General features: G+C 71.8%; 22 protein-coding genes. 14 read left to right on the top strand and 8 right to left on the bottom strand.

Going from position 1 to position 26,464, the window contains the following annotated elements; translation table 11 throughout:
- Nucleotides 1-34: 34 nt before the first annotated feature.
- The gene (locus ACFHWU_RS09635) at nucleotides 35-1,723 is read right to left on the bottom strand and encodes an acyl-CoA mutase large subunit family protein (RefSeq protein WP_416567778.1); all 1,689 of its coding nucleotides are present in this window, start codon (nucleotides 1,721-1,723) and stop codon (nucleotides 35-37) included.
- A gap of 92 nt (nucleotides 1,724-1,815) precedes the next feature.
- The gene (locus ACFHWU_RS09630) at nucleotides 1,816-3,522 is read right to left on the bottom strand and encodes a proline--tRNA ligase (RefSeq protein WP_416590327.1); all 1,707 of its coding nucleotides are present in this window, start codon (nucleotides 3,520-3,522) and stop codon (nucleotides 1,816-1,818) included.
- A 97-nt stretch (nucleotides 3,523-3,619) separates the two neighbouring features.
- On the opposite strand from ACFHWU_RS09630, the gene ACFHWU_RS09625 reads away from it, so the two are divergent.
- Nucleotides 3,620-5,062: an arylsulfotransferase family protein gene (locus ACFHWU_RS09625; RefSeq protein ID WP_416590326.1), complete on the top strand. Its 1,443-nt coding sequence runs from the start codon at nucleotides 3,620-3,622 to the stop codon at nucleotides 5,060-5,062.
- Between the two features lie 39 nt (nucleotides 5,063-5,101).
- Nucleotides 5,102-6,028 (top strand): LLM class F420-dependent oxidoreductase, encoded by a 927-nt coding sequence (locus tag ACFHWU_RS09620; RefSeq protein WP_416590325.1) that lies wholly within the window; start codon nucleotides 5,102-5,104, stop codon nucleotides 6,026-6,028.
- Nucleotides 6,029-6,083: 55 nt separating this feature from the next.
- On the opposite strand, the gene ACFHWU_RS09615 is transcribed toward ACFHWU_RS09620, so the two are convergent.
- Nucleotides 6,084-6,608 carry an SRPBCC family protein gene (locus tag ACFHWU_RS09615; protein WP_416590324.1) on the bottom strand — a complete coding sequence of 175 codons (525 nt, stop codon included), beginning with the start codon at nucleotides 6,606-6,608 and terminating at the stop codon, nucleotides 6,084-6,086.
- A 383-nt stretch (nucleotides 6,609-6,991) separates the two neighbouring features.
- Between ACFHWU_RS09615 and ACFHWU_RS09610 the strand changes: the two genes are divergently transcribed.
- A complete protein-coding gene (locus ACFHWU_RS09610) occupies nucleotides 6,992-7,963 on the top strand; it encodes a quinone oxidoreductase family protein (protein ID WP_416590323.1) in 972 nt (323 codons plus the stop codon).
- A gap of 11 nt (nucleotides 7,964-7,974) precedes the next feature.
- Here ACFHWU_RS09610 and ACFHWU_RS09605 read toward each other — a convergent pair whose 3' ends face one another.
- The 3 genes from ACFHWU_RS09605 to ACFHWU_RS09595 form a co-directional block, all read right to left on the bottom strand.
- Nucleotides 7,975-8,655, bottom strand: a complete 681-nt coding sequence (locus ACFHWU_RS09605; protein WP_416590359.1) for an ABC transporter ATP-binding protein — start codon at nucleotides 8,653-8,655, stop codon at nucleotides 7,975-7,977.
- A gap of 142 nt (nucleotides 8,656-8,797) precedes the next feature.
- On the bottom strand, nucleotides 8,798-9,805 hold the full coding sequence (gene meaB / locus ACFHWU_RS09600) for a methylmalonyl Co-A mutase-associated GTPase MeaB (RefSeq protein WP_416556173.1): 1,008 nt from the start codon (nucleotides 9,803-9,805) through the stop codon (nucleotides 8,798-8,800).
- Nucleotides 9,802-10,989: an acetyl-CoA C-acetyltransferase gene (locus tag ACFHWU_RS09595; RefSeq protein WP_416556172.1), complete on the bottom strand. Its 1,188-nt coding sequence runs from the start codon at nucleotides 10,987-10,989 to the stop codon at nucleotides 9,802-9,804. The genes meaB and ACFHWU_RS09595 overlap by 4 nt, the downstream gene beginning before the upstream one ends.
- Nucleotides 10,990-11,066: 77 nt before the next feature.
- Between ACFHWU_RS09595 and mce the strand changes: the two genes are divergently transcribed.
- The 3 genes from mce (at nucleotide 11,067) to ACFHWU_RS09580 (ending at nucleotide 15,443) form a co-directional block, all read left to right on the top strand.
- Nucleotides 11,067-11,552 (top strand): methylmalonyl-CoA epimerase, encoded by a 486-nt coding sequence (mce, locus tag ACFHWU_RS09590; RefSeq protein WP_416556171.1) that lies wholly within the window; start codon nucleotides 11,067-11,069, stop codon nucleotides 11,550-11,552.
- Nucleotides 11,553-12,020: 468 nt separating this feature from the next.
- On the top strand, nucleotides 12,021-13,265 hold the full coding sequence (locus ACFHWU_RS09585) for a DivIVA domain-containing protein (RefSeq protein ID WP_416556170.1): 1,245 nt from the start codon (nucleotides 12,021-12,023) through the stop codon (nucleotides 13,263-13,265).
- A 282-nt stretch (nucleotides 13,266-13,547) separates the two neighbouring features.
- Nucleotides 13,548-15,443 (top strand): hypothetical protein, encoded by a 1,896-nt coding sequence (locus tag ACFHWU_RS09580; RefSeq protein WP_416556169.1) that lies wholly within the window; start codon nucleotides 13,548-13,550, stop codon nucleotides 15,441-15,443.
- 54 nt (nucleotides 15,444-15,497) lie between these two features.
- Here the strand turns inward: ACFHWU_RS09580 and ACFHWU_RS09575 are convergent, their stop codons facing one another.
- Entirely contained in the window at nucleotides 15,498-16,133 is a 636-nt protein-coding gene (locus ACFHWU_RS09575; RefSeq protein ID WP_416556168.1) for an acyltransferase, read from the bottom strand.
- Nucleotides 16,134-16,527: 394 nt separating this feature from the next.
- On the opposite strand from ACFHWU_RS09575, the gene ACFHWU_RS09570 reads away from it, so the two are divergent.
- From ACFHWU_RS09570 to ACFHWU_RS09535, 8 genes are read left to right on the top strand one after another with little or no spacing between them, the layout of a single operon-like run.
- Nucleotides 16,528-17,583, top strand: a complete 1,056-nt coding sequence (locus ACFHWU_RS09570) for a Gfo/Idh/MocA family protein (protein ID WP_416556167.1) — start codon at nucleotides 16,528-16,530, stop codon at nucleotides 17,581-17,583.
- Nucleotides 17,580-18,635 carry an NAD-dependent epimerase/dehydratase family protein gene (locus ACFHWU_RS09565; protein ID WP_416556166.1) on the top strand — a complete coding sequence of 352 codons (1,056 nt, stop codon included), beginning with the start codon at nucleotides 17,580-17,582 and terminating at the stop codon, nucleotides 18,633-18,635. Before ACFHWU_RS09570 ends, ACFHWU_RS09565 begins: the two co-directional genes overlap by 4 nt.
- Nucleotides 18,632-19,780 carry a DegT/DnrJ/EryC1/StrS family aminotransferase gene (locus tag ACFHWU_RS09560; protein WP_416556165.1) on the top strand — a complete coding sequence of 383 codons (1,149 nt, stop codon included), beginning with the start codon at nucleotides 18,632-18,634 and terminating at the stop codon, nucleotides 19,778-19,780. The genes ACFHWU_RS09565 and ACFHWU_RS09560 overlap by 4 nt, the downstream gene beginning before the upstream one ends.
- Nucleotides 19,777-20,508 carry an acetyltransferase gene (locus ACFHWU_RS09555; protein ID WP_416590322.1) on the top strand — a complete coding sequence of 244 codons (732 nt, stop codon included), beginning with the start codon at nucleotides 19,777-19,779 and terminating at the stop codon, nucleotides 20,506-20,508. Before ACFHWU_RS09560 ends, ACFHWU_RS09555 begins: the two co-directional genes overlap by 4 nt.
- Complete coding sequence (locus ACFHWU_RS09550; RefSeq protein ID WP_416556163.1) at nucleotides 20,505-21,635, top strand: DegT/DnrJ/EryC1/StrS family aminotransferase; 1,131 nt, start codon at nucleotides 20,505-20,507, stop codon at nucleotides 21,633-21,635. The genes ACFHWU_RS09555 and ACFHWU_RS09550 overlap by 4 nt, the downstream gene beginning before the upstream one ends.
- A 14-nt stretch (nucleotides 21,636-21,649) precedes the next feature.
- A complete protein-coding gene (locus tag ACFHWU_RS09545; RefSeq protein ID WP_416567783.1) occupies nucleotides 21,650-22,927 on the top strand; it encodes an MFS transporter in 1,278 nt (425 codons plus the stop codon).
- On the top strand, nucleotides 22,927-23,946 hold the full coding sequence (locus ACFHWU_RS09540; RefSeq protein ID WP_416556161.1) for a hypothetical protein: 1,020 nt from the start codon (nucleotides 22,927-22,929) through the stop codon (nucleotides 23,944-23,946). Before ACFHWU_RS09545 ends, ACFHWU_RS09540 begins: the two co-directional genes overlap by 1 nt.
- Before the next feature lie 19 nt (nucleotides 23,947-23,965).
- Nucleotides 23,966-24,832, top strand: a complete 867-nt coding sequence (locus ACFHWU_RS09535) for a DUF6492 family protein (protein ID WP_278171131.1) — start codon at nucleotides 23,966-23,968, stop codon at nucleotides 24,830-24,832.
- A gap of 8 nt (nucleotides 24,833-24,840) precedes the next feature.
- Here ACFHWU_RS09535 and ACFHWU_RS09530 read toward each other — a convergent pair whose 3' ends face one another.
- Entirely contained in the window at nucleotides 24,841-26,241 is a 1,401-nt protein-coding gene (locus ACFHWU_RS09530) for a hypothetical protein (RefSeq protein WP_416556159.1), read from the bottom strand.
- Nucleotides 26,242-26,464: the final 223 nt, after the last annotated feature.

Raw genomic sequence — 26,464 nt, 5'->3', positions numbered from 1 at the left:
CACCGGCCCCCCAGGTCAGGAGCGCGGGGTCGGGTCAGAAGCGGGCCGGCTCGCGGTAGACGCCCCATTCGGCGCGCAGCGCGTCGCAGATCTCGCCGAGGGTCGCCTCGGCGCGGACCGCGTCGAGCATCGCCGGCACCATGTTGTCGCCGTCCCGGGCCGCAGTGACCAGGTCGTCGAGTCGGCGGCGGACCAACGCGTCGTCCCGGTCGGCCTTACGGGCGGCCAGCAGCCGGCGCTGCTCGACCTCCACCTCGTGAGAGATCCGCAGGATCTCCAGCTCCTTGGCGACCGTACCGGTGTGGCAGTTGACGCCGACGATCTTCTTCCGGCCGTCCTCCACCGCCTGCTGGTACGCGAACGCCGCCTCGGCGATCTGCCCGGTGAACCAGCCGTCCTCGATGCCGCGCAGAATGCCGGAGGTCATCGGCCCGATCGGGTGCGGGCCGTCGCCGCCGAGCTGGCGGATGCGGGCGAAAATCTCCTCCGCCTCGGCCTCGATCCGGTCGGTGAGCGCCTCGACGTACCAGGCACCGCCGAGCGGGTCGGCGACGTTGGCCACCCCGGTCTCGTCCATCAGCACCTGCTGGGTCCGCAACGCGATCTCCGCAGACTCGTCGGTGGGCAGCGCCAGGGTCTCGTCCAGGGCGTTGGTGTGCAGCGAGTTGGTGCCGCCGAGCACCGCCGCGAGCGCTTCGACCGCCGTACGTACCACGTTGTTGACCGGTTGCTGCGCGGTCAGTGACACCCCGGCGGTCTGGGTGTGGAACCGCAGCCAGAGGGCGCGTTCGTCGGTGGCGCCGTACTCGTCGCGCAGCCAGCGGGCCCAGATCCGCCGGGCGGCGCGGAACTTCGCGATCTCCTCGAAGAAGTCGACGTGCGCGTCGAAGAAGAAACTCAGCCCGGGGGCGAACCGGTTGACGTCCAGCCCGCGGGAGAGCCCCAGCTCGACGTAGCCGAAGCCGTCGGCGAGGGTGTAGGCCAGCTCCTGCGCGGCGGTGGAGCCGGCCTCCCGGATGTGGTATCCGGAGACCGACAGCGGTTTGTAGCGCGGGATCCGCCGCGCGCAGAACTCCATCAGGTCACCGATCAGCCGCAGGTGCGGCTCGGGGCCGAACAGCCACTCCTTCTGGGCGATGTACTCCTTGAAGATGTCGGTCTGCAGGGTGCCGTCCAGGGTGGCCAGGTCGGCGCCCTGCCGTTCGGCGGCGACCAGGTACATGCAGAACACCGGCACCGCCGGCCCGGAAATGGTCATCGAGGTGGTGACCGCCGCCAGGTCGATGCCGTCGAAGAGCACGTCCATGTCGGCGGCGGAATCGACAGCCACCCCGCAGTGGCCGACCTCGCCGAGCGACTGCGGGTCGTCGGAGTCGCGGCCCATCAGCGTCGGCATGTCGAAGGCCACCGACAGCCCCCCGCCGCCGGCTCCGAGGATCATCTTGTAGCGCTCGTTGGTCTGCCGGGCGTTGCCGAAGCCGGCGAACTGCCGGATGGTCCAGGTCCGCCCCCGGTAGCCGGTCGGATACAACCCCCGGGTGTACGGGTACTCGCCGGGCCAGCCGATCCGTTCGAAGCCCGGGTGGTCGGCGCCGTCGGGCGGACCGTAGACCGGGTCCACCGTCGTGCCGGACAGCGTGGTGAAGTCCGCGTCGCGTTTCTTCGCGGCGTCGTAGCGGGCCTGCCAGCGGGCACGACCGGCGGCGATCTGTTCGGCGTCCATCGGGGCCTCCTCGGGTCCGGGCGGATCCGAGTCTAGAGCCCGTACTGAACGATCGCTAAGCCCACTGGCTGAGATCGTCGACGGATGCCGCCTCAGCCGGTCGGCCGCAGCCGCCGCCGGAGATGATCGACCACCTCGTCCACCGGCACCCGCACCGTCTCCCCGGTGGCCCGGTCGGTCACCTCGACCACGCCCTCGGCCAACGACCGCTTTCCGACAGTGACCCGCAACGGAATGCCGACCAGCTCGACGTCGCGGAACTTGACCCCGGCCCGCTCCGCTCGGTCGTCGATCACCACGTCCACCCGGCCGCCGCGCAGCCGCTGGTAGATCCGCTCGCCGGTTTCGGCCACCGGACCGTCGTCGACCTGAGCGACGACCACCGCCACCTCGAACGGGGCGACCGCCGCCGGCCAGACGATGCCCTTGGCGTCGTGGTGGCTCTCCACGATCGCCGCGATCGCCCGCTCCACCCCGATCCCGTAGCTGCCCATCACCACCGGAATCCGGTTGCCGGCCGGATCGAGCACCGACGCGTCCAGCGCCTCGCTGTAGCGCTGGCCGAGCTTGAAGATGTGCCCGACCTCGATCGCCCGGCGTACCCGCAGCGGCTCCCCGCACGTCACGCACGACTGGCCGGCGGCCACCTCGCGCAGGTCGGCCCAGGCGCCGACGGCGACGTCCCGGTCGACGTCGACGCCACGCAGGTGGACGCCGTCGACGTTGGCGCCGGTGAACATGTCCCGCCGGCCGCGCAACGCCTCGTCGGCGATCACCGGCAGACCCGTCAGCCCGATCGCGCCCAGGCTGCCCGGGGCCGCCCCCAGCGCCGCCCGGATCTCGTCGCCGGCTGCCGGCCGCAGCTGCGCCGCGCCGGTGGCGTCGACCAGTTTCTGCTCGTTGAGCGGGTGGTCGCCGCGCAGCAGCACCAGGGTGAGCTGGCCGTCGAGCAGGTACACCAGGGTCTTGATCTGCCGGTCGGCCGGCGCGGCGAAGCGCACCGCGAGGTCGTCGATGGTCCGTACGCCCGGGGTGTCGAACGGCTGCGGGGCGGCGGACCCAGCGGAGTCCGTCGATGGATCGAGCCGCGAGGTCGCCTTCTCCAGGTTCGCCGCGTAGCCACAGGCCGGGCAGTCGACCACCTGGTCTTCGCCGGTCGGTGCCGGGCACATGAACTCGACCGACGCCGACCCGCCCATCGCGCCGCTGGACGCCTGCACCGCCACCGCCGGGATACCCAGGCGGTCGAAGATCCGTCGGTACGCGTCGTGATGCAGGTCGAAGGACCGGTCCAGCCCGGCCCGGTCCAGGTCGAAGCTGTACGAGTCCTTCATGGTGAACTCGCGGGTGCGCATCAGCCCGGCCTTGGGCCGCGGCTCGTCCCGGAACTTGGTCTGGAACTGGTACCACAGCTGCGGCAGCTCCCGGTAGGAGTTCAGCTCCCGGGCAAGGGTCGTGAACACCTCCTCGTGGGTCATGCCCAACGCCAGGTCAGCACCCCTGCGGTCACGCAGCCGAAACATCTCGTCACCCATCGAGTCCCACCGGCCGGTCCGACACCAGATCTCCGCCGGATGCAACGCGGGCAGGCTGAACTCCTGCGCCCCGATCCGCGCCATTTCGTCGCGGATCACCTCGATCACCTTCGCCCGTACCCGCACCGCCAGCGGCAGCAGCGAGTAGTGGCCGGCCATCAGCTGCCGCAGGTAACCGGCCCGCAGCAGCAGCCGGTGGCTCGGCGCGTCGGCCTCCGCCGGGTCATCGCGCAACGTAGGAATGTGTAGTCGGGACCAGCGCATGAACGGCCTTCCTCACTTCCGGCGGCGGCGCGGCACTCAGCAACGACACAGGGTAAACCTGGGCAGGTTCCAGATTGCGGTGGCACGGTCATCCGGTATGACCGACAATGGCGGGAACGGACCCGCGCTCCGCCAGCGGCTGAGCCGACGCGGCCTGCTGGCCGGCGGCGGACTGCTCACCGCCGCCGGCCTCGGCGGTGCCGCCGGCTTCGGACTCGCCCGACGCGCACCCGGGTCGGCGACCGACGACGACGGCGGCACGGACGGCGGCGGCACGGACCGAGTCAGGTCCTACGCCACCCGCCCCGATCTGCGCGTCCCGGTGATCGAGACGAGCGTCACCGGCCCGGTCACCGACGGGCTGATCTTCCTCACCCCGGCCGCCGGGGCCGGCGGCCGGGGCCCGCTGATCATCGACGACGACGGCGACCCGGTCTGGTTCCGTCAGGTGGCCGGGCCGGCGCAGGTCGCGGTGGACCTGCGGGTCCAGCGGCTCGCCGGCGAACCGGTGCTGACCTGGTGGGGCGGGGCGATCACCAACGGCATCGGCGGCGGCGAGTTCGTGATCGCCGACGCCGCGTACCGGGAGATCACCCGGATCCGCGCCGACGGCGCGCTCTACGACGGGGTGGTCCACGAGGTGGAGGTCGGCACCGGACGCACCGTCCGCCGCGGGCAGGCCCGCGACCACGTGCCGCTCACCGAGTCGTACGCCGAACCACCCCAGGGTGACCGGGCCCGCACCCCGTTCGACTTCTTCCACCCCAACTCCGTCGACGTCGACACCGACGGCAACCTGCTGATCTCGGCCCGGCACACCTGGACCGTCTACAAGATCGACCGCGACAGCGGTGCGGTGCTGTGGCGGCTCGGCGGCAGGAGCAACGACTTCGCCCTCGACGACCGGGCCCGGTTCTCCTGGCAGCACGACGCCCGGCGACGGTCCGACGGCACCATCGGGATCTTCGACAACCGGGCCGGCGTCACCGACGCGGCGGACCGGTCACGCGGGCTGATCCTCGCCGTCGACGAGACCAGCCGGACCGCGTCGGTGGTCCGGGAACTGGCACCGCCGCAGGCGCTGCTCGCCCGGACTCAGGGCGGTGTGCAGGAGCTGGTCGGCGGTGGGTCGTTCGTCGGTTGGGGCGCCGGGCCCCACTTCTCCGAGTACGCCGAGGACGGCGCCATGGTGCTCGCCGGTCGACTCCCCGACGACAACGGCTCCTACCGGGCGTACCGGTTCGCCTGGAGCGGGCAACCCACCGACCGGCCCACCGTGGTGGCCCGGGCCAGCAGCGACGAGGCGGCGACCGTGCAGGTCAGCTGGAACGCCGCCACCGAGGTGACCAGCTGGCAGGTCCGCGGCGGCCGCCAGCCGGACGGGTTGGCCGTACTCGGCGAGGCCGACCGGACCGGGTTCGAGACGACCGTCACCGTGCACGGTCCGGTCGCGTTCGTCGTGGTTGACGCGCTCGGCACCGACCGGCGGCCCCTGGCATCGTCGCTGACCGTGCCGGTGCGCCCGGCCGGATCGGACTGACCGGCACCGGGTCGGACCGACCGGCATATGCTCGACGGCGTGGACTTGCGGATCTTCACCGAACCTCAGCAGGGTGCCAGCTACCAGCAGCTTCTCGCGGTGGCCCGGTGCGCCGAAGACGCCGGGTACGACGCCTTCTTCCGGTCCGACCACTATCTGGCGATGGGCGGCGACGGGCTGCCCGGCCCGACCGACGCCTGGACGACCCTCGCCGGGCTGGCCCGGGACACCAGCCGGATCCGGCTCGGCACCCTGATGACCGCCGCGACCTTCCGCTACCCCGGCCCGCTGGCGATCACCGTCGCGCAGGTCGACGAGATGAGCGGCGGTCGGGTCGAGTTCGGCATCGGGGCCGGCTGGTTCGAGGCCGAACACACCGCGTACGCGGTTCCGTTCCCGTCGCTGGCCGAGCGGTTCGACCGGCTCGACGAGCAGCTGGCGGTCATCACCGGTCTGTGGGAGACCCCGGTCGGCGACACCTTCGACTTCCAGGGCAGCTACTACCAGATCGCCGACTCGCCGGCGCTGCCCAAGCCGGTGCAGCGGCCCCGGCCGCCGGTGCTGCTCGGCGGGAAGGGCCGCAGGCGGACCCCGCAGCTGACCGCCCGCTACGCCGACGAGTTCAACGTGCCGTTCGAGGGCCTCGCCGAGTCGGCGCGACTGTTCCAGCAGGTACGGACGGCCTGCGCCGAGACCGGCCGCGACCCGGACGGCCTGCGGCTGTCCAATGCGTTGGTGCTGTGCTGCGGTCGTGACGACGCCGAGGTGGCGCGGCGGGCGGCGGCCATCGGTCGGCAACCGGACAAGCTGCGCGCGAACGGTCTGGCCGGCACGCCGGCCGAGGTGGTGGACAAGATCGGCCGGTACGCCGAGATCGGTGCCGAGCGGATCTACCTGCAGGTGCTGGACCTGGCCGACCTCGACCACGTCGAACTCGTCGCCGCCGAGGTGGCACCACAGCTGTGACCTCGGGTGGGTGCCGGTGAGTGGGCAGGTCTCCACTGACCGGCGCCCCCCGTGGTCAGGCCGGCCGGCTGGCCTCGCCCACGACCGGCACGCTGATCATCGCCACGGCGGGAGCCCGGTAGAACTCGCCGCCCGCCGCCTTGGTGTTGGGCCGCCCCACACCGGTGGTGATCAGCTCACGCAGGCTGACACCGATGTAGAAACCCCAGGACTTCGAACAGACAGCGAAGCATTCGTACTCCGGCACCAGGCCGAGGTGGGTGAAACGCAGCTCCGTGCCCGCGTCTGTCTTGGAGATCTCGAAGACGATGTCCGTGCCCGTCCACTCGCTCCGGTCCTCGGTGAAGCTGAAGTAGTTGTCCAGCACCCGCCATACGACCCGCTCACCTGGCACGACCTCGGTCAACTTGATCGTGCACCGGTGGTCGTCGAAGTACCGGTACGTGAACTCGTCACCGAGCTCGGCGGTTCCGCCGTCGATGTCCTCGGACCACCATCCTCGGACGTTCGTGACCGCGGCGAACACCTCCTCCGGCGTCTGGCTGACCGGAATGGTGGTGCTGAAGTCCTCTTGGCTCATGGTCTCTCCCGGGTGTGGGTGGTGGCTGTCCGCTGCTACCTGCGACTGGACCCTGATGCTCCTCGGTCGACGCCTGGTATCCGACGTGTCCGACCGGCACCCTCCGCGCAAGATGAGCTTCTCGCCGCCATCGGACGTGCAACCCCGAGGTTACACCACAGTCCACGTCGCGCAATCCAAGTGTCGCGATCTGTGACGACCTGTAGCACTCGTCGGCGGCGGGAAAACTCCGCTACCGCCCAGAGGGCAATTTGGAAGATTTTCTCAGGTTCGGTGGCACCGATAATGCTTCGCACGGTACGGCAACCGAAATTCCCGGCCGACCGACCGAGTGATCTTCGCCCAGTGCGGCGACACCCCACCTCCAAAAGGAGTCAGACACTGTGCGCGCAATCGTGGTTCGCAAACATGGCGGTCCTGAAGAGCTGAAACTCGACGAGTGGGACACCCCGGTCCCCGGTCCGGGCGAGGTACTGATCGACGTCGCCGCCGCCGGCGTCAACTTCCACGACATCGACGAGCGGATCGGCCTCTTCCCACGCGAGCTGCCCTACGTACCCGGCTTCGAATGTTCCGGGACCGTGTCGGCCGTCGGGCCCGACGTCACCAGGGTCGCGGTCGGGGACCTCGTCGCCACGCTGGTCCTGTCGTCCCCCGGCGCCTATGCCGAAAAGGTCGTGGTACCCGCCGAGAGCGTGGTGCCGGTGCCGGCCGAGGTGGGCGCCGAGCAGGCTGCCGCACTGCTCCTGCAGGGTATGACGGCCCACTACCTGACCCGGGACAGTTACCAGGTACGTCCCGGTGAGACCGCCCTCGTGCACGCCGCAGCGGGAGGACTCGGTCAGTTGCTCACCCAGGTACTCCGGCGGGAGGGGGTCCGTGTCATCGGAACGGTCTCCACCGCGGACAAGGAGCAGGCCGCGCGCGTCGCGGGCGCCGACGAGGTCATCCGCTACACAGAAGTCGATTTCGCCGACGAGGTGCGCAAACTGACCGACGGCAAGGGCGTGGACGTGATCTACGACGGCGTCGGGCAGGCCACCTTCGACAAGGGTCTCGCCTCCCTACGCACCCGTGGCACACTGATCCTCTACGGACAGACCAGTGGTGTCGTGCCACCCATGGACATGCGGGCGGGCAAGCCCGGCTCCTTCCACCTGATCTTCCCCATGATCCCGGACTTCATCGCCACCAACGACGAGATGATGGGCCGAGCCACCGACATCTTCGACTGGGTACGCGCCGGGGACATCACCGTCCATGTCGGACGCACCTACCCGCTCGCGGACGCCGGCACCGCGCACGACGACCTCGAGCACCGCCGCTCGACCGGCAAACTGCTGTTGATTCCCTGATCAGCAAGCCGTCATCCGTCGCCGGTCCCCTGGTTCGGCTCAGGCCAGCCGCGGGTCAGTTCGGCCCGGCCGTCGAGCAGGTGCAGTTCGGCGTCGCAGGCGGCGGCCGCCTCCGGGTCGTGGGTGGCGAAGACGACGGCTGCACCCCGGTCAGCTTCGGCCCGTAGCAGGTCGAGGACCAGCTGCCGGTTGGCCGCGTCCAGCTCGCTGGTCACCTCGTCGGCGAGCAGCACGTCACCGTGCAGCGCCAGCGCCCGGGCCAACGCGGTCCGCTGCTGCTGGCCACCGGAGAGCTCCTCGACGAGTTGGTCGGACTGACCGGCGAGGCCGAGCCGGTCGAGTGCGGCCGCGCCGGCCCGCCGCGCTGCCGCCGGGCTCATCCCGACAGCGATCAGCGCCACCTGCAAATTCTCCCCCGCCGTCAGCACCGCGGCGAGGCCGTTGTCCTGTGGGACCAGCACGACCTTGCGATCCACGGCGTGGTCGCGGTCGCGCAGCGGTTCACCGCCGAGCGAGATGGATCCGCCGATCGGCCGCAGCAGGCCGGCCATCGCCGACAGCAGGGTCGTCTTGCCCGCACCGGACGGCCCGGTGACCGCCAGCAGGTGACCGGGTCGCACGGTCAGCGTCACGTCACGCAGCACCGGCTCGGCACTGAGGTAGCCGACGGTCGCAGCCGTTAGCTCGATGATCGGGAGATCGACGGTGGTGGGCACGCGCCGACCCTAGCGGACCTCGCGTCGGTGCGCCGACCGCGCCTGCACCAGTAGCCGACCAGCGGGGGTGGCGGCAGCCGGACCAGCGCGGGGTCGGAGAGCGGTCAGCGCAACCGGGTCAAGACGGCGTCGGGGTGGGCCGGGTCAGCTCGGTGAGCAGCCGGTCGGCGGCGGCGTACGGGTCGAGCCGGCCGGCGAGTACCTCGGCGGCGAGTTCGGCGGGCAGCGTACCGCCGCGCAGCGAGCTGATCCGCTCGCGCAGCGTGCCGATCGCGATCGCCTCGACCTCGGCGGCGACCCGCCGGGCCCGACGGGCGGTGAGCTCGCCCCGGCCGGCCAGCCAGTCGCGGTGCCGTTCGATCGCGGTCACCAGATCGTCAAGACCGTCGCCGTTGGCGGCCACGGTCCGCAGCACTGGCGGACGCCAGCCGCCCGGGGCGGTGGCGGTCAGCGCGAGCATGCCCTTCAAGTCCCGTACGGTGCCGTCGGCACCGTCCCGGTCGGCCTTGTTGACCACGAAGATGTCGGCGATCTCCAGGATGCCGGCCTTCACCGCCTGCACGGCGTCGCCCATGCCAGGGGCGAGTAGCACCACCGTGGTGTCGGCCAGCCCGGCCACCTCGACCTCGGCCTGCCCGACGCCGACCGTCTCGATCAGCACCACGTCGCAGCCGACGCCGTCGAGGACCCGCACCGCCGCCGGGGTCGCCGACGACAGCCCGCCGAGGTGGCCCCGGCTGGACATCGAGCGGATGTACACGCCCGGGTCGGTGGCGTGGTCCTGCATCCGTACCCGGTCGCCGAGGATCGCCCCGCCGGTGAACGGGCTGGACGGATCGACGGCAAGGACGCCGACCCGCAGGTTCCGGCCGCGCAGCACCCTGACCAGCTCGCTGGTGGTGGTCGACTTGCCGACGCCGGGCGCGCCGGTCAGCCCGACGACCAGGGCGTGCCCGGTGTGCCCGGCGAGCTCGGCGGCGATCTGCGGCAGCAGCGGCCCGCCGGACTCGACCAGCGTGATCAGCCGCGCCACGGACCGGGCGTCGCCGGCGCGGGCCCGCCGGACGAGATCCGGAACGTCGCGGGAGCCGCCCCGGCTCACCTCGCGGTCAGCACCCGCAGTCACTTCGCGGTCGGCACCCGCAGGATCAGGGCGTCGCCCTGCCCGCCGCCGCCGCAGAGCGCGGCGGCGCCGGTCCCACCGCCACGCCGACGCAGCTCCAGCGCGAGAGTCAGCGCCAGCCGGGCGCCGGACATGCCGATCGGGTGACCGAGAGCGATCGCGCCGCCGTTGACGTTCACGATCCCTGGATCGACCTCGAGGTCCCGGGTCGACTGCACGCCGACGGCGGCGAACGCCTCGTTGATCTCGATCAGGTCGAGATCGGCGACGGTCATCCCGGCCTTGCCGAGGGCGTGCCGGATGGCGTTGGACGGCTGGGAGTGCAGCGAGTTGTCCGGGCCGGCGACGTTGCCGTGCGCACCGATCTCGGCGATCCAGTTGAGGCCGAGCGCCTCGGCCCGGGACCGGCTCATCACCACCACGGCGCACGCGCCGTCCGAGATCGGTGACGAACTACCGGCGGTGATGGTGCCGTCCGGAGTGAAGGCGGGACGGAGCCGGGCCAGCGTCTCGGCAGTGGTGTCCGGCCGGATTCCCTCGTCGTTGAGCAGCCGGACCGGGTCGCCCTTGCGCTGCGGCACCTCGATCGGGGTGATCTCCTCGGCGAAGACGCCGTTCTTCTGGGCGACCGCGGCCCGCTGGTGGCTGGTGGCGGCGAAGGCGTCCTGCTCGGCCCGGCTGATGCCGAGCCGGGCGCCGTGCCGCTCGGTCGACTCGCCCATCGCGCAGCAGTCGAACACGTCGGTCAGCCCGTCCAGGGCCATGTGGTCGGCGACCACCACGTCGCCGTACTTGTAGCCGGCGCGCTGGCCCCGCAGCAGATGCGGCGCGTTGGTCATCGACTCCATCCCGCCGGCCACCACGACGTCGAACTCGCCGGCCCGAATCAACTGGTCGGCGAGCGCGATCGCGTCGAGACCGGAAAGGCAGACCTTGTTGATGGTGAGCGCGGGTACGCTCATCGGGATACCGGCGCCGACCGCGGCCTGCCGGGCCGGCATCTGGCCGCTGCCTGCCTGGAGCACCTGGCCCATGATGACGTACTGCACCTGACCGGGGTCGACGCCGCCGCGACCGAGGGCGGCGGAGATCGCGGTCGAGCCGAGGGCGGTGGCCGGGAAGTCCTTCAGGTTGCCGAGTAACCGGCCCATCGGGGTGCGTGCGCCGCTGACGATCACCGAGGTCATGGGATTCCGCCTCCGCACAGTGGGACAAGGCCGGGGTGCCGGCAACAACTTAACGATGGTTCGGCCAGACTATCGCCATGACGGAAGAAGCTCCTGCCGAGGCCGCTGCGGACTATGTCACAGACATCGGCCTGCTGAAGATCGATCATGTCGGGATCGCGGTGGCGGATCTGGACACCGCGCTCGATTTCTACACCCGCACCTTCGGCATGCGCTGCGTACACCTGGAAGTCAATCACGCCCAAGGGGTACGCGAGGCCATGCTCGCCGTCGGGCCGGTGCCCGACGGCGGTCAGGTGCAGCTGCTCGCCCCGTTGTCCGCCGAGTCGACCATCGCCAAGTTCCTGGACCGCAACGGCCCCGGGATGCAGCAGTTGGCGTACACGGTGGTGGACATCGACGCGGCGTGCGCCGCGCTGCGCGAGCGCGGACTGCGGCTGCTCTACGACGCACCCCGGCCGGGCACCGCCGGTTCACGGATCAACTTCGTGCACCCGAAGGACGCTGGCGGCGTCCTGGTCGAGCTGGTCCAGCCGGCCGCGGCCACGGACCAGCCGGCCTGAGTCACGAACCGGCCCGGTCGTGCCGACTGGCCGGCCAGCTCCGGTCCGCTGATGCGGATCGACGGACCGGAACTGGTCGGTCGGGAATGCCGAAAGGAAGCGGACCGACAACTTCACCGGTTTTCAGGTACGGCGCCCCGGCGGCGAGCCACCCGGTGTGACACCGGCGACGGAACGGTTCGTCGGCGGCCGGCCCGCCGGCCGGGCATGACCCCACCCGACGTTGCCGGCGTTGCCCGGAACCACCCAGAGGAACCGCTCTGAGCTGGGCAGACGTCGCGCTGACCGGGCTCCGGACAGGGTGGACGGCGATGGCCCGACGACCAAAAAGACTTCGTTGCGTACGCGCGCGCCTACAATTCGTAGACCGATCGCCGGTCGGCTGAGAAAAGATGACCATGTCGGCTATCGTGGTGACGGGCAGTTCGCTCTTGCGAAACACCTAGGTACGTCTGCCACTATGTCTCAATGCCCCAGCAGCAGTCCTCCCTTGCGTTCTTCGATAACGCCAGCGCTCCGCACGACTTCACCGTCGTGCTTCGTGGCTACGACCGCAACCAGGTGGATGACCACCTGCAGCGGCTGGTAGCCGCCCTCACCCAGTCGGAGCAGGCTCGAGCTGAGGCCGAGCAGCGGATGAACGACGCGCAGCGCCGGCTCCGCCAGGCCGAGCAGCGGCTCAACGCGGTCGAACAGAAGCTCACCGACACCAACAAGCAGCTCGAGGAGAACAACCGGCCCACCCTCTCCGGCCTGGGGACCCGGGTGGAGCAGATTCTCCGGCTGGCCGAGGAGCAGGCCAACGACCACCGCGGTGAGGCCAAGCGGGAGTCCGAGGGCATCCTCTCCGCAGCCCGGCTGGAGGCCCGGGAGATCACCGACAAGGCGCGGGCCGAGGCCGCCGCGATGAAGGCCGGGGCCGAGCGGGAGGCGGGCAGCGTCCGGACCGCAGCCGAGCGGGAAGCGGCCGAGGTCCGGGTGCAGGCCCGGCGCGAGGCGGACACGCTGCGGGCCGACGCGGACCGGGAAACCAAGCAGCTGCGCGCGGTCACCGCACACGAGGTCGCCGAGCTGAAGTCGACCGTGGAGCGTGAGGTCGCCACCCTGCGGGCCACCGCGGAGCGGGAGATCACCCAGCTGCGGGCCAAGGCGGCCCGGGAGGCCGAGGAGAAGCGGGCCGAGGCCACCAAGTTGCTCACCGACGCTCGCGACAAGCGGGACAAGGATCTGCAGGCGCTGGAGCTGCAGCTGGCCGAGCGCCGGGAGAAGGCCGAGCGGGAAGAGTCGGAACGGCACGCTGCCCAGGTCGCGCAGACCCAGCGGATGGTCGCCGAGGCCGAAGGGCGCGCCCGGGCCGCCGAAGACCGGGCGAAGGAGATCGAGCAGCGCGCCGAGGCACGCCGAATCGAATCGGAGCGGTCCGCCCAGGAGACCGTGGACAAGGCGAAGTCGCTGGCGGACAAGACCCTCAACGAGGCGCGCAGCGAAGCCAACCGGCTGCTCACCGAGGCCCGGACCGAGGCCGAGCTGACCACCCAGGCCGCTCGCCGCGAGGTCGAGGACCTGAACCGGCAGAAGGACGCGGTCACGTCGCAGCTGGGCCAGATGCTCTCCGGCCTGGCCGGGATCGTTCCCGGCGTGCCGCAGGGCGGCGCGGACAGCGGCAAGGCCGACGACAGCGCCGAGCCGGTCAACGCCAAGTCGGCGAGCTGACCATCCGGTGCCGCACCGTTGCGGTGCACTGACCACCTGAACCACACCGACGAAGGGCCGCGCCGCACCACCGGCGTGGCCCTTCGCGTTCGGTGCCCGGTCCCCTGCTGTATGTGTCCCTGCCAGCCTGCCGCCCGGGGCGACGCGCCTGGTCACCGCCGGTGTTCCTGCATACCCGCTGAGCGAATGGTTCACACCTGGCAAATCAACCGAAGTGACGCGCGTCCTGTCAGGAGCATGGGTATCGCCCCGCAACAGGGCGTTGCGTGTGAGGATGGAGCCATGGCGCAAGGCGAAGAACTCTTCAACCTTGACGGGGACTCCGGGTCGGGGCCCAACTTCGAGCTGGCGCTGCGGGGGTACGACAGACGTCAGGTCGACCGCTACATCGCCCGCACCGAGAACGAGCTGGCCACGCTCGGCGCGGAGCGGGAACAGATCTACGTACAGATGCACACCCTGGCCGCGCAGATCGAGCAGCTCCAGACGGATCTGACCGAGGCCCGGCGGGAGACCAGCTTCCTGGACCAGGTGTCGTTCCGGCACCTCGGCCCCCGGGTCGAGCAGATTCTCGGACTCGCCGAGGACCAGGCCGAAGAGATTCGGTTCAACGCCGCCGAGGAGATCGACGCCCGCCGCGCCGAGGCCGAGCAGGTACTCGCCGACGCCCGGCAGCAGGCCGACACCGCGATGCGCGACTTCGAGCTGGCGCTCGCCGCCCGCCGCGCCGAGGAGGACCGCGCCAACGCCGCCCGCCGCGCCGAGGCCGAGGCGACCGTGACCAGCGCCCGCGAGGAGTCGGACAACCTGCGGGCAGCGGCCGAGGCGGCGCTGGTCGCCGCCCGGGAGGAGGCCGACCAGCTCATCGCCACCGCCCAGCAGCAGGCCGACGACGCACTGCACGCGGCGCGGCGCGAGGCCGACGACACCATCAAGGCCGCGCAGCGGGAAGCCAGGCAGACCGTCACCACCGCCCAGGAGCAGGCCAGCAACGCGGTCAGCACCGCCCAGGAGACCGCCGACCGGACCCTGACCGACGCCCAGGCCGAGGCCGAACGGCTGGTCACCCAGGCCCGGATGGACGCCAGCCGGTTGGTCACCACCGCCCAGGAGGAGGCGGCGAACCTGCGCGAGGCCGCCGAGGCGGCGGTCGCCGCCGCCCGGCAGGACGCCGAACGGATCCGTACCGAAGGCGAGGCCGCCGCCGAGTCGGCCCACCGGGAGGCCGCTCAGGCCGTCGAGCAGGCCACCGAGTACGTCACCCGGACCCACGCCGAGACCGACGCGTTCGTCGCGCAGACCCGCGCCGAGCTGGACCAGGAGCTCGCCGCCCGACGTGACCAGGTCGAGCAGGAGGTGACCATGCTGCGCAGTACCGCCGAAGCAGAGGTCGCCGAGCTGCGCGACCGCGTACAGCAGGAGGTCGACCGGCGCCGCGCGACGATGGAGCAGGAGATCGGCGAGTTGCGGGCCGCCGCCGAGCAGGAGGTGGAGCAGTGGCGCGACACCACCCAGGAGATCATCGCGAACCAGCGCGGTGAGGCCGAGGAGTACGCCACCCACATCCGCTCCCGGGCCGAGGAACAGGCGGTGACCATCCGCCAGCAGGCCGAGGAGTACGCGCTGAGCGCCCGGGGCAGCGCCGACGAGCACGCCGCGAGTGTCCGACGTCTCTCCGAGGAGCACGCGGCGATTGCCCAGCGTCAGCTGGCCAGCAGTCAGCAGCAGGTGGCGTCCGCCCAGCGTGAGGTCGTCTCCGCCGGTCAGCAGCTCACCGAGGTACTGCAGGAGGTCGCCGAGGCGCAGCAGGCCCTCGCTGACCTGCGGCACCAGATGGTGCTCACCCGGCAGGAGTCCGACGAGGCTCGGCGTACGCTCAGTGCGGTCCAGGCCGAGCTGGCCACCGAACAGCAACGGCTCGCCGGGCTGCGGGAACCAGAACCGGCGGCGCAGGAACTAGCGCAGGAAACAGCGCGGGAACCTGAGCCGGCGGAGCCGCGGCCCGAGACGGCCGCGCAGCAGGCCGAGCCGACAACGACGACTGCGCAGGCCCCGGAGGAGGCGTCGGAGGAGACCCTGCCGGTGGACGCGGTCCCGACCGAGGCGGTGTCGGTCGATCAGACCGCTGAGAAGGTCGCCGCGGGCGCGCCCGAGCGCAAGCACCGTACCCACGCCTGACCCCGGCCCTCGGACCGCCGATGATCCTGCCGTGCGGACGTGGGCTGGCCGGGTTCACTCCTCGGTGAGCTGCCCGTCGCGCTCGACGTGGCGCTGCCCGGTGCGGGGGCAGACGTACCGGCCGTCGCCGTCCTCGACCAGCGGTACGCCGGCCCGGCCGACCCAGCCGACCCGACGCGCCGGCACCCCGACGACCAGGGCGAAGTCCGGGACGTCCCGGGTGACCACGGCACCGGCGGCGACCGTCGCCCAGCGGCCGATCCGCACCGGGGCGACGCAGACCGCCCGGGCACCGATCGCCGCGCCGGTGCCGATGGTGACACCGACCGCGGTCCAGTCGTCGCCGGTCTTCAGCCGCCCGTCCGGGGTGACCGCCCGGGGGTACTCGTCGTTGGTGAGCACCGCCGCCGGCCCGATGAACACTCCGTCGTCGAGTTGCGCCGGCTCGTAGACGAGGGCGTGGTTCTGCAGTTTCACGTTGTCGCCGAGCCGGACCCCCGGACCGACGTACGCCCCCCGGCCGATGATGCAGTTGCGGCCGACCGACGCGTCCTCGCGGATCTGGGCCAGGTGCCAGACGCGGGTGCCGGCACCGATACTCGCCGTGTCGGCCACGTCGGCGGAGCCGGCGACGGTGACCTCGGCGGAGCTGGCGGCGGTGGCGCCCGGGCGCGCTGCGGTTGCACTCATGAGCGGTGATCCTCCCTGGTCACCGGCAGTGTGTCAGAGCTGCCGGAGGTGCGGCGCACACGGTAGGGGGTCACCGGCGCCGCCGATGTCGGGAAACCGATCCTGTGCTGCGAAGCGGCCGACTCTCCGGCCGGAAGGAACCGACCATCCGGGCCGGCACTGGCCGACAGGTGGACCCCGGCCAACGAAGGTACCTCCTGACCGCGCGGTTGTGCCGGGTTTACGTCACAGTGCTGGCGTCGGCGTGGCAACGCTCGGTAGCTTCCCGAACGGACCCTCTCCGCTGGGCCCACCGGTGGGCCGCGCCCATCCGGCGGTGGCCCGGGTCGGCCCGGCTCCGCCCGGGTCAGCATGCCCCCCGACGAAATGGACATCCGTGACTCATCCGCCTGCCATGCCGGACGAGCCCATCGGCGTAGCCGTCATCGGCGCCGGCTACTGGGGCCCCAACCTGGTCCGCAACTTCATGTCCAGCCCGGCGTTCCGGCTGCGCTGGCTCTGTGACCTCGATCTCGGTCGGGCCCGCACGGTGCTCGGCGACTACTCGACGGTCGGTGCGACCGACGATCTGGCCCGGGTGCTCGCCGACGACTCGGTGGGTGCCGTGGCGATCGCCACGCCGGCCGGCACCCACCTCGAGGTCGCCCTCGCCGCGCTACGCGCCGGCAAGCACGTGCTGGTCGAGAAGCCGCTCGCCGCCAACCACGCCGACGGGACGCGGTTGGTCGCCGAGGCCGAGCAGCGCGGCCTGACCCTGATGTGCGACCACACCTACTGCTACACCCCGGCGGTGCTGCGGATCCGGGAGATGCTGCACTCCGGCGAGCTGGGTGAGCTGCACTACCTCGACTCGGTACGGATCAACCTGGGTTTGGTGCAGCGCGACATCGACGTCGTCTGGGACCTCGCCCCACACGACCTGTCCATTCTCGACTTCGTGCTGCCGCCGGGGGTACGGCCGGTGGCGGTCGCGGCGCACGGCGCCGACGGCATCGGCGCCGGCCGGGCCTGCGTGGCGTACCTCACCCTGCGGCTGAGCAGCGGCGCGATCGCCCACGTGCACGTCAACTGGCTGTCCCCGGTCAAGATCCGTACAACGATCATCGGCGGGTCGAAGCGAACCCTGGTCTGGGACGACCTCAACCCGGGCCAGCGACTCGCCCTGTTCGACCGCGGCGTCGACGTCGCCACCTCCGACGAACTCGGCACCGAGGCCCGCCGGGACATGCTGGTGTCGTACCGCTCCGGCGACATGGTCGCCCCGGCGCTGACCGAGCGGGAGGCGCTGCGCACCATGGTCGACGAATACGCCCGCGCCATCCGTACCGGCACCCCGGCGTTGACCGACGGCCGTTCCGGCCTGCGGGTGCTGGCCGTCCTGGAAGCCGCCACCCGCAGCCTCGCCGCCGGCGGCACGATGATCCCGCTGGACGAGGAGCCCACCGCATGACCGTCGCAGGCACTGCCGGGTCCACTCCCGGTGCCGCTCCCGCCGTCGACCTGGCCAACTCCACCGTCCTGGTCACTGGCGGCGCCGGCTTCATCGGCTCGCACCTGACCGAGCATCTCGTCTCGCTCGGCGCGCAGGTCGTCGTGCTGGACAACTTCCGCAACGGCACCCGGGAGAATCTGACATTCCCCGGTGCCGAGTCGGTCCGGGTGATCGAGGGCGACATCTGCGACCCACAGACCTGCCAGGACGCGACGGCCGGGGTCGACGTGGTGTTCCACCTGGCCTGCCTCGGGGTACGCCACTCGCTGCACAGCCCGGTGGAGAACCACCAGGTCAACGCGCTCGGCACACTCAACGTGCTGGAGGCAGCGCGGGCCGCGCAGGTGTCCCGGCTGCTGTACGTGTCGACCTCGGAGATCTACGGCCGGGCCCTGGAGTTCCCGATCACCGAGCAGACCACCCCCTGGCCGCTGACCGTCTACGGCAGCAGCAAGCTGGCCGGTGAGCACTACGCCCGCTCGTACCTGGAATGCTGGGGGCTGCCGGTGGTCTGCGTCCGGCCGTTCAACAACTACGGGCCGCGGTCGCACTTCGAAGGTGACTCCGGCGAGGTGATCCCCCGGTTCATCCTGCGGGCGCTGGCCGGGCAGCCGCCGGTGGTCTTCGGCGACGGCAGCGTCACCCGCGACTTCCTGTACGTGAAGGACTGCGTCGAGACGCTGGCCCGAGTCGCCGAGTCCACCGAGCTGGTCGGCGAGGTGGTCAACCTCGGGTACGGCGAGGAGCTGACCATCGGCCTGCTGGCCCGCACGGTGCTGGAGGCGGTCGGCCGCACCGACCTGCAACCGGTGTTCGAGCCGCCACGCCCGGCCGATGTCCCCCGGCTCTGGGTGGACACCTCCAGACTGCGCAAGACGGTCGACTTCGCCCCCCGGGTGTCGTTGGCCGAAGGCATCGGCCACACCCTCGAGTACTTCCAGCGGTTGCTGAGCGAGCAGCCCGGTGCGCTGGAGCGGATGCAGACCAGGAACTGGAGCCAACCGGCATGAGCGAAGCCAGTCCGCGCCGCATCCAGGTGATGCTGCCGATGCTCGGCGAGGAGGAGGAGCAGGCCGCCGCCGCGGCGATCCGCTCCGGCTGGGTGGCCCAGGGCCCCCGGGTGGCGCGGTTCGAGCGCGAGTTCGCCGCCGTCGTCGGCGCCGGCCACGGGGTGGCGGTCAGCTCCTGCACCACCGCGCTGCACCTGGCGCTGGTGCTGCACGGCGTCGGCCCCGGCGACGAGGTCGTCGTGCCGTCGCTGTCGTTCATCGCCACCGCGAACGCGGTCCGGCACGCCGGTGCCGAGCCGGTCTTCGCCGACGTCGACCTGGCCACCGGCAACCTGACCGTCGAAACGATCGAGGCGGTACGCACCCCGCGTACCCGGGCGGTGATCGCGGTCCACCAGGGCGGGGTGCCGTTCGACACGGCCGCGCTGCGCACGGCGGCTGCCGGCTGGGGCGTACCACTGATCGAGGATGCCGCCTGCGCGGCCGGTTCCCGGGCGTACGGGCAGCCGGTGGGTGCCGGGGCGGCGATCTCTGCCTGGTCGTTCCACCCGCGCAAGGTGATCACCACCGGTGAGGGCGGCATGCTGACCCTGGCCGACACCGACGGCGCGGTCCGGCTGCGCCGACTGCGCGAGCACGGCATGAACGTCTCCGCCGCCGACCGGCACGCCAGTGCCCAGCCGGTGCTGGAGGCGTACCTGGAGCCGGCCTTCAACTACCGGATGACCGACATCCAGGCGGCGGTCGGCCTGGTCCAGGTCGGCCGGCTCGCCGGCCTGGTCGCCGGCCGGCGGGCGCTCGCCGCCCGCTACCACGAACTGCTCGCCGGGGTCGACGGGCTGGTGCCGGTGGTCGATCCGGCGTACGGCGAGACCAACTTCCAGTCGTTCTGGGTGCGGGTCGACCCGGAGTTCGGCGTCGGCCGCGACGACGTGCTCACCGGGCTGTCCGACGCCGGGGTGTCGGCCCGGCGCGGCATCATGGCCGCCCATCTGGAGCCGGCGTACGCCCACGTCGCCCCGGCCCCGCTGCCGGTGACCGAGCGGCTGACCCGGGATTCGCTGATCCTGCCGCTGCACCACGCGCTCACCGAGGCCGACCAGGACCACATCGTCGCGGTGCTACGCAAACTGGCCGGCCGATGAGGGATTTGCTGATCGTCGGGGCGGGCGGTTTCGCCCGGGAGACCGCCGCCGCTGTCGCGGCGGTCAACGCGGCGGCACCGACCTGGCGGCTGCTCGGGTACCTCGACGACGACCCGGCGTTGCACGGCACCGGGCGGGTCGGCGTACCGGTGATCGGCGGCACCGACCTGGTCGCCGAGCTGGCCGACGCGGCCGTGCTGGTCTGCGTCGGCAACCCGCGCGACTACCGGTCCCGGCGGCGGCTGGTCGAGCGGTTCGGCCTGCCGCCGCAGCGGTACGCGACGATCGTGCACCCCGCCGCCCGGATCGGCGTCGGCTGCACCGTCGGACCGGGCAGCGTGCTGCTGGCCGGGGTGGATCTGACCGCCGAGGTGTCCGTCGGTGCGCACGTCGCGGTGATGCCACAGGTGGTGCTGACCCATGACAACGTGATCGGGCCGTACGCCACGATCGCCTCCGGGGTGCGCCTCGGTGGCGGGGTGCGGCTCGGCGACGGCGTCTACGTCGGTGCTGGCGCGCTGCTGCGCGACGGGATCGCCGTCGGTGCCTGGTCGCAGCTGGGCATGGGCTCGGTGGTGCTGCGCGACGTACCCGCCGGTGAGGTGTGGGTCGGCGCGCCGGCCCGCTTCCTGCGCCGCGCCTACGCGCCGGTTGACGGCCCGGCCGGCGCGCCGGCCGGCCACCCCGCCGATCGAACGAACGAGTCGCAGTTGAGGAGTCACGCGTGAGCAGCATCCCCCTCGTCGACCTTGCCGCCGCCCACACCGAGGTGGCCGAGGAGGTCGATGCCGGTTTCAAGCGGGTCCTCGCCGGCACCGCGTTCATCGGCGGCGCCGAGGTGGCCGCCTTCGAGGCCGAGTACGCCGCGTTCAGCGGCGTGCCGCACTGTGTCGGGGTGGCCAACGGCACCGACGCCCTGGAGCTGGCCCTGCGGGCGGTCGGGGTCGGTCCGGGCAGCGAGGTGATCCTGCCGGCGAACACGTTCATCGCCACCGCCGAGGCGGTCGCCCGGGCCGGCGCCCGAGTGGTGCTGGTCGACTGCGACCCGGCGACGTACCTGATCGACGTGGACGCGGCGCTGGCCGCGGTCACCCCGGCCACCCGGGCGATCGCCCCGGTGCACCTGTACGGTCAGCTCGCCGAGGTGGACCGGCTACGCGCCGGGCTCGCCAGCTTGTCCACCACGGGGCAGGAAATCGCGATCGTCGAGGACGCCGCGCAGTGCCAGGGGGCGACCCGGCACGGCCGGGGCGCCGGTGCCGACGGGATCGCCGCTACCAGCTTCTACCCGGGTAAGAACCTTGGCGCGTACGGCGACGCCGGCGCGGTGGTCACCGCCGACGCCCAGCTCGCCGCTGACGTCCGGCGGATGTCGGCGCACGGCAGCGTCCGCAAGTACGTGCACGAGGTGGTGGGCTTCAACAGCCGCCTCGACGGGCTGCAGGCGGTGGTGCTGCGGGCCAAGCTGGCCCGGCTGGCCGACTGGAACGACCGGCGGCGCGCCGTCGCGGCCCGCTACCACGAGCTGCTGGCCGGCCTCGACGTGGTCCGGCCGGTGACGTTGGACGGCAACCTGCACGTCTGGCACATCTACTGTGTCCAGGTGCCCGGCGGGGCCGATCGCCGCGACGCCGTGCTGGCCGCGTTGAACGCGGCCGGGATCGGTGCCGGCATCCACTACCCGGTGCCGGTGCACCTGACCCCGGCCTTCGCCGACCTCGGCTACCCGGTCGGGTCGTTCCCGCACGCCGAGTCGACCGCGCCGGAGCTGCTGTCGCTGCCGATCTACCCGCAGCTGACCACCGGGCAGCAGGACCGGGTCGTCGAGGTGCTGGCCGCCGCGCTGGCGGGCTGACCGGACAATCCACCGTGTACGTCACCCTGCGCGACCGGCCTGGCGCGGACTCGGGCACCCCGGGCCGGGCCGTCGGCCGGCGGGTGTCCGGCACCGTGCTGCTGCTCGGCACGGTCAGCCTGCTGACCGATGTCTCCTCGGAGATGGTCGCCTCGGTGCTGCCGCTGTACCTGACCGCCGTGGTCGGGCTCAGCCCGGTGGCGTACGGCTTCGTGGACGGCGTCTACCAGGGGGTCAGCGCGCTGGTCCGGATCGCCGGTGGGTACGCCGGGGACCGTGGTGGGCGTCCGAAGTGGGTGGCGGTGGTCGGCTACGGGGCGTCGGCGCTGAGCCGGATCGCCATGTTGCCGGCGCAGGGGTTTGCCGCGATCACCACAGTGATCACCACGGACCGGCTCGGCAAGGGGCTGCGCACCGCGCCCCGGGACGCGCTGATCGCCGCCTCGTCGGACCCGGCGCTGCTGGGGCGGGCGTTCGGCGTGCACCGGGCGTTGGACACCGTCGGCGCCGCGCTCGGGCCGCTGGTGGCGTTCGCCCTGCTCGCCGCAGTCCCGGGCAGCTACGACTCGGTGTTCCTGGTGTCGTTCGCGGTCGCGGTGGTCGGCGTGGCGGTGCTGGTGCTGTTCGTGCCGAACCTGTCGACCACGGTGGGCGCGGTGCGCTTCGGCGTACGGCGGATGGTGGCCGAGGTGACCGGGGCCCGGCTGCGCCGGCCGCTGCTCGCCGCCGGTCTGCTCGGTCTGTCGACCATCGGCGACGGGTTCCTCTACCTGACGTTGCAGGACCGCGACGACTTCGCCGCGTTGTACTTCCCGCTGCTGTTCGTCGGCACCAACGTGGCGTACCTGCTGTTGGCGGTGCCGATGGGCCGACTGGCCGATCGGGTCGGCCGGGCGAAGGTGATGGTCGCCGGGCACGGCGCGCTGCTCGTCTGTTACCTGCTGGCCGCCGCGCCGGCCGGCGGCGTCGGGTTGACCGTCGCGGTGCTGCTGCTGCTCGGCGTCTTCTACGCTGCCACCGACGGGGTGCTGCCGGCGCTGGTCGCCCGGTTGGTGCCGGCCCCGGCCCGGGGTAGTGGGATCGCCGCCGCGCAGACGGTGGTGGTGCTGACCCGGTTCGTCTCGTCGATCGCTTTCGGTCTGCTGTGGTCGGTGACCGGTCCGGCCGGTGCGGTGCTGGTCTTCGCGGCGGTCCTGGCCGGAGGCATCCCGGTGGCCTGGTGGCTGCTGCGTGGCGTGGACCGCGCTCCGGCGGCCGGCGACGCCGTCGTACCGGCGGGTGAGGGGTCCTGATGGGGCTGCGGGTCCGGCTGGCGGTCCTCGTCGCGATCGTGCTGCTGGTGACGTTCGGCGCCGGCGGGTACGTGTGGCAGGTGCGGCAGTCGCAGGCCCGGGTGCAGGCCGACGCCAGCCCGGTGCCGGTGCGGGCCGACCTGGCGGCGGTACGCGCCGAGGCGCACCTGGTGTTCCGCTCCACCGCACTTGGCACCGGCTACGGCGAGGTCGCGATGACGCCGCTGTCCGATCCGGACGGGCCGCGGGCGCTGACCGGGGCGAGCTGCGAGCGGGTGTACGCCACCGACTCGCAGACTCTCTGCCTGTCCGCCGAGCGTGGGCTGCTCACCGTGTACCGGGCGCGGCTGCTGGACGCGGGGTTCGAGCCGAGGCTGGACCTGCCGTTGACCGGGATCCCGTCCCGGGCCCGGCTGTCCCGCGACGGTACGCTGGCCGCGACCACATCCTTCGTGGCCGGCGACTCTTACGCCAACCCGGGCGAGTTCTCCACCCGTACGGTGATCAGCCGCACCGACGGCGAGGTGGTCGGCGACATCGAACAGTTCCCGCTCTACGTCGACGGCGAGCCGGTCACCGCGGCCGACAAGAACCTGTGGGGGGTCACCTTCGCCGACGACGACCGGTTCTACGCCACCGCCGCGTCGGGCGGCCGGACCTGGCTGGTCGAGGGAAGCATCGGCGAGCGCCGGGTCGACGCGCTGCGGGAGGACGCCGAATGCCCGTCGTTGTCGCCGGACCGGACCCGGGTGGTGTTCAAGAAGCGCGGCGACCTGCCGCCGGGCCAGTGGCGGTTGGCCGTATACGACCTGACTACCGGCGCCGAGACCATGCTGGCCGAGACCCGCAGCGTCGACGACCAGGTCGAGTGGCTCGACGACGGGAACGTCGTCTACGGGCTGCCCCGCGACGCGGACGGCGGTGCCGCGACCAGTGACGTGTGGCAGGTCCCGGCGGACGGTTCGGGCGCACCGCAGGTACTGGTGCACGATGCCTGGTCACCGGCGGTGGTCCGGTGACCCGACGAAGGAGATCATCTTGACGGAGCTTGCCGTGGTCACCCCGAGCTTCGGCCCGGATTTCGAGTTGTGCGCCGCGTTGCACCGCTCGGTGCTGGCCCACTCCCCCGCCTCGGTGCGGCATCACATCATCGTGCCCCGGGCGGACCTGCCCCGCTTCGGGGCGCTGCGGGGCGACCGCACGGTGCTGCACGACGAGGCCGAGTTCCTGCCGTCGTCGGTCCGGTCGCTGCCGGGGACGAAATACTCAGTGAACCTGCGCCGGCCGTTCCCGCCGCTACGCGGCTGGATCCTGCAGCAGGTGATCAAGTTGTCGGCGGCGGCCCGGATCCCGGCGGACGTCGTGGTGCTGGTCGACTCGGACATCGAGTTCGTCCGGCCGTTCTCCGCAGCGACCTTCCGCCGCGACGACGTCGTGCGGTTCTACCGCCAACCGGACGAGGTCGACCAGCGGCTGCCCCGACATGTCCGGTGGCACGAGGTGGCCCGCGCGTTGCTGGGGTTGCCGGCGCAGCCGCCCCCGTACCCGGATTACGTCTCATCCCTGCTGGCCTGGGATCCGGTGATCGTCCGGGGGTTGCTGCAGCGGATCGAGTCGGTCACCGGGCGACGGTGGGCCGATGTCGTCGGGGCACAGCTGCACTTCTCCGAGTGGACGCTGTACGGCGTCTACGTCGACGAGGTGCTCGGTGGTCAGGCCGCGACCGGGTTCGCCACCACCGACAGCCGGTGCCACGCGTACTGGGAAGAGGTGCCGCTCGACGAGTCGTCGGTGGCCCGTTTCGTCGCCGGGATCGGCCCGGACGACGTGGCCGTGATGATCTCGGCGAAGTCGCGGACGCCACTGGAGCTGCGCCGCGCGGCGATCACCGCGCTCACCGGCTGAGCGACCGGTCAGTACGCGCCGCAGCTGGAGCCGCCGTCGACCCGGTAGAGGTGCACGGCGTTGCCGTCGATGAACGAGTCGGTGAACTGGCCGTCGTCGGCGAGCAGGGTGCGGTCCTCGTCGAGCACGGTGATCCGGGCGTCACCGACGCACGGCAGTTGGAACGTCGCCTCGGCGACGCTGCCGCCGGCCGAGCTGGCGAGCAGGTAGAAGTGTCCGTCGTACCACTTGGTGGCCAGGTCGACTCCGGTGGAGACGCTGGCCACCCCGTCGGCGTACGGGGCGTTGAGCACCGGCGCGAGCCGGGTGATCCGGTCGTTGACCCCAGCCACGGCCGACCGCACCGGCGCGTAGCAGGGTTCCCGCAGGGCATGCTGGCTCTGGCAGGGGCCGCTGAAGCTGTGGTTGAAGTAGACGATGCCCCGGGCGCCGTGGATGATGCTGCTCCAGACCGCCGCGACGACCTGCTCCGGGGCGATCGTCGGGTAGTGCTCCTCGTTGAACGGACGCCCGACCTCGACGAAGCTCCAGACCGGTCGGCTGCCGGGCGGCGAGACCAGGGACCGGACCCGGCCGACGGTACGGCCGTAGTTCGCAGCCCGGTGGCACAGCTCGGCGGGCAGCCGATCGGCTCCGTCGACGGTGGTGAGCTGGTCGGGGTCGAAGAACCGGCCGCCTTCGCTGTGCCCGCAGATGCCACGGTCGGTGAACCAGTAGGTGTCGACCGACACGACGTCGGCGAACTCGTTGACGAAGCGGGCGGCATCGGCGTCGCTCTGCCAGAACGCCACGCCCTTGCCGTAGTTGACCATCCGCAGCCGCTGGTCGTCCGGCAGCCGGTCGAGGATGTCACGCTGCACGGTGTAGCCGCACTCGCCGTCGGCCGGTTGGCAGATGTCGCCCTGCCCCGGGAAGTTGCCGGTCCAGGGGTCGTCGCCGGGCCCGGCCCACATGTCGGCCTCATCGGAGATCAGCCAGCCGCCGGTCTCGTCACCGTGTTCGCCGATCGGGCTGGTGATCGTGTGCATCCCGGCAGCTCGGACCAGGTCGAGGTTGGTGGTGCCGGTCAGCTCGACGTAGGTATTGAGGCCGATCTCGACGTCCTTGGCGGTGTCGGCGGGGTCGGTGACGCTTTCCAGCCAGACGCCGATCGGGAAGAACTCGGGACCGGTGGGCAGTGATGGGGAGAAGCGGTCGTAGAAGTCCGGGCCGCCGTCGACCGGGCGCAGCGTCGCACCGGCGCCACCCGCGGTGGCGACCGTACCGGGGGCGATCCCGGCGGCGACCGGACCGCGGACGGTGCCACCGATCGCCCACGCTGTGCCGGCGACGACGAGCGCGCCGACGACGATGCTGGCGATCAGGATCCAGCGCCGGCGCGGCCGGCGGGGTCCGGTAGCGACGACCATGGACGACCTTTCGAACGGTTCCTGCCAGCACCGAAGGCGGCACCGACCGGCAGTAGTCGGACAACCACCCTGAGCGGAACATCCGATGCTAACAACAGCTGGCGTCGACGACTGCCCGCTTTGTCCACTACATTCCATGTTCGGCGGCCACCTGTCTGGCAACCGACAGTAGTCGAAGCGGTGGTAGCGGCCGGGTACGATCACGCCGGTACCCCGACCCCCG

Origin of the sequence: Micromonospora sp. LOL_015 (assembly GCF_048060275.1) — a bacterium.
In the GTDB taxonomy this organism is placed as follows: Bacteria; Actinomycetota; Actinomycetes; order Mycobacteriales; family Micromonosporaceae; genus Micromonospora_E.
Note: the sequence above shows the minus strand (reverse complement) of the source record. Positions and strands in the feature narration are given on the sequence as shown.

What these genes read in the sequence shown, in the direction of transcription:
- ACFHWU_RS09595 (WP_416556172.1), bottom strand. Translation starts at nt 10,989, where the DNA reads ATGACCTCGGTGATCGTCAGCGGCGCACGCACCCCGATGGGCCGGTTA.
- ACFHWU_RS09570 (WP_416556167.1), top strand. Translation starts at nt 16,528, where the DNA reads ATGCCGGACGAGCCCATCGGCGTAGCCGTCATCGGCGCCGGCTACTGG.
- ACFHWU_RS09530 (WP_416556159.1), bottom strand. Translation starts at nt 26,241, where the DNA reads ATGGTCGTCGCTACCGGACCCCGCCGGCCGCGCCGGCGCTGGATCCTG.
- ACFHWU_RS09560 (WP_416556165.1), top strand. Translation starts at nt 18,632, where the DNA reads ATGAGCGAAGCCAGTCCGCGCCGCATCCAGGTGATGCTGCCGATGCTC.
- ACFHWU_RS09580 (WP_416556169.1), top strand. Translation starts at nt 13,548, where the DNA reads ATGGCGCAAGGCGAAGAACTCTTCAACCTTGACGGGGACTCCGGGTCG.
- mce (WP_416556171.1), top strand. Translation starts at nt 11,067, where the DNA reads ATGACGGAAGAAGCTCCTGCCGAGGCCGCTGCGGACTATGTCACAGAC.
- ACFHWU_RS09625 (WP_416590326.1), top strand. Translation starts at nt 3,620, where the DNA reads ATGACCGACAATGGCGGGAACGGACCCGCGCTCCGCCAGCGGCTGAGC.
- ACFHWU_RS09635 (WP_416567778.1), bottom strand. Translation starts at nt 1,723, where the DNA reads ATGGACGCCGAACAGATCGCCGCCGGTCGTGCCCGCTGGCAGGCCCGC.
- ACFHWU_RS09585 (WP_416556170.1), top strand. Translation starts at nt 12,021, where the DNA reads ATGCCCCAGCAGCAGTCCTCCCTTGCGTTCTTCGATAACGCCAGCGCT.
- ACFHWU_RS09540 (WP_416556161.1), top strand. Translation starts at nt 22,927, where the DNA reads ATGGGGCTGCGGGTCCGGCTGGCGGTCCTCGTCGCGATCGTGCTGCTG.
- ACFHWU_RS09575 (WP_416556168.1), bottom strand. Translation starts at nt 16,133, where the DNA reads ATGAGTGCAACCGCAGCGCGCCCGGGCGCCACCGCCGCCAGCTCCGCC.
- ACFHWU_RS09555 (WP_416590322.1), top strand. Translation starts at nt 19,777, where the DNA reads ATGAGGGATTTGCTGATCGTCGGGGCGGGCGGTTTCGCCCGGGAGACC.
- ACFHWU_RS09630 (WP_416590327.1), bottom strand. Translation starts at nt 3,522, where the DNA reads ATGCGCTGGTCCCGACTACACATTCCTACGTTGCGCGATGACCCGGCG.
- ACFHWU_RS09615 (WP_416590324.1), bottom strand. Translation starts at nt 6,608, where the DNA reads ATGAGCCAAGAGGACTTCAGCACCACCATTCCGGTCAGCCAGACGCCG.
- ACFHWU_RS09565 (WP_416556166.1), top strand. Translation starts at nt 17,580, where the DNA reads ATGACCGTCGCAGGCACTGCCGGGTCCACTCCCGGTGCCGCTCCCGCC.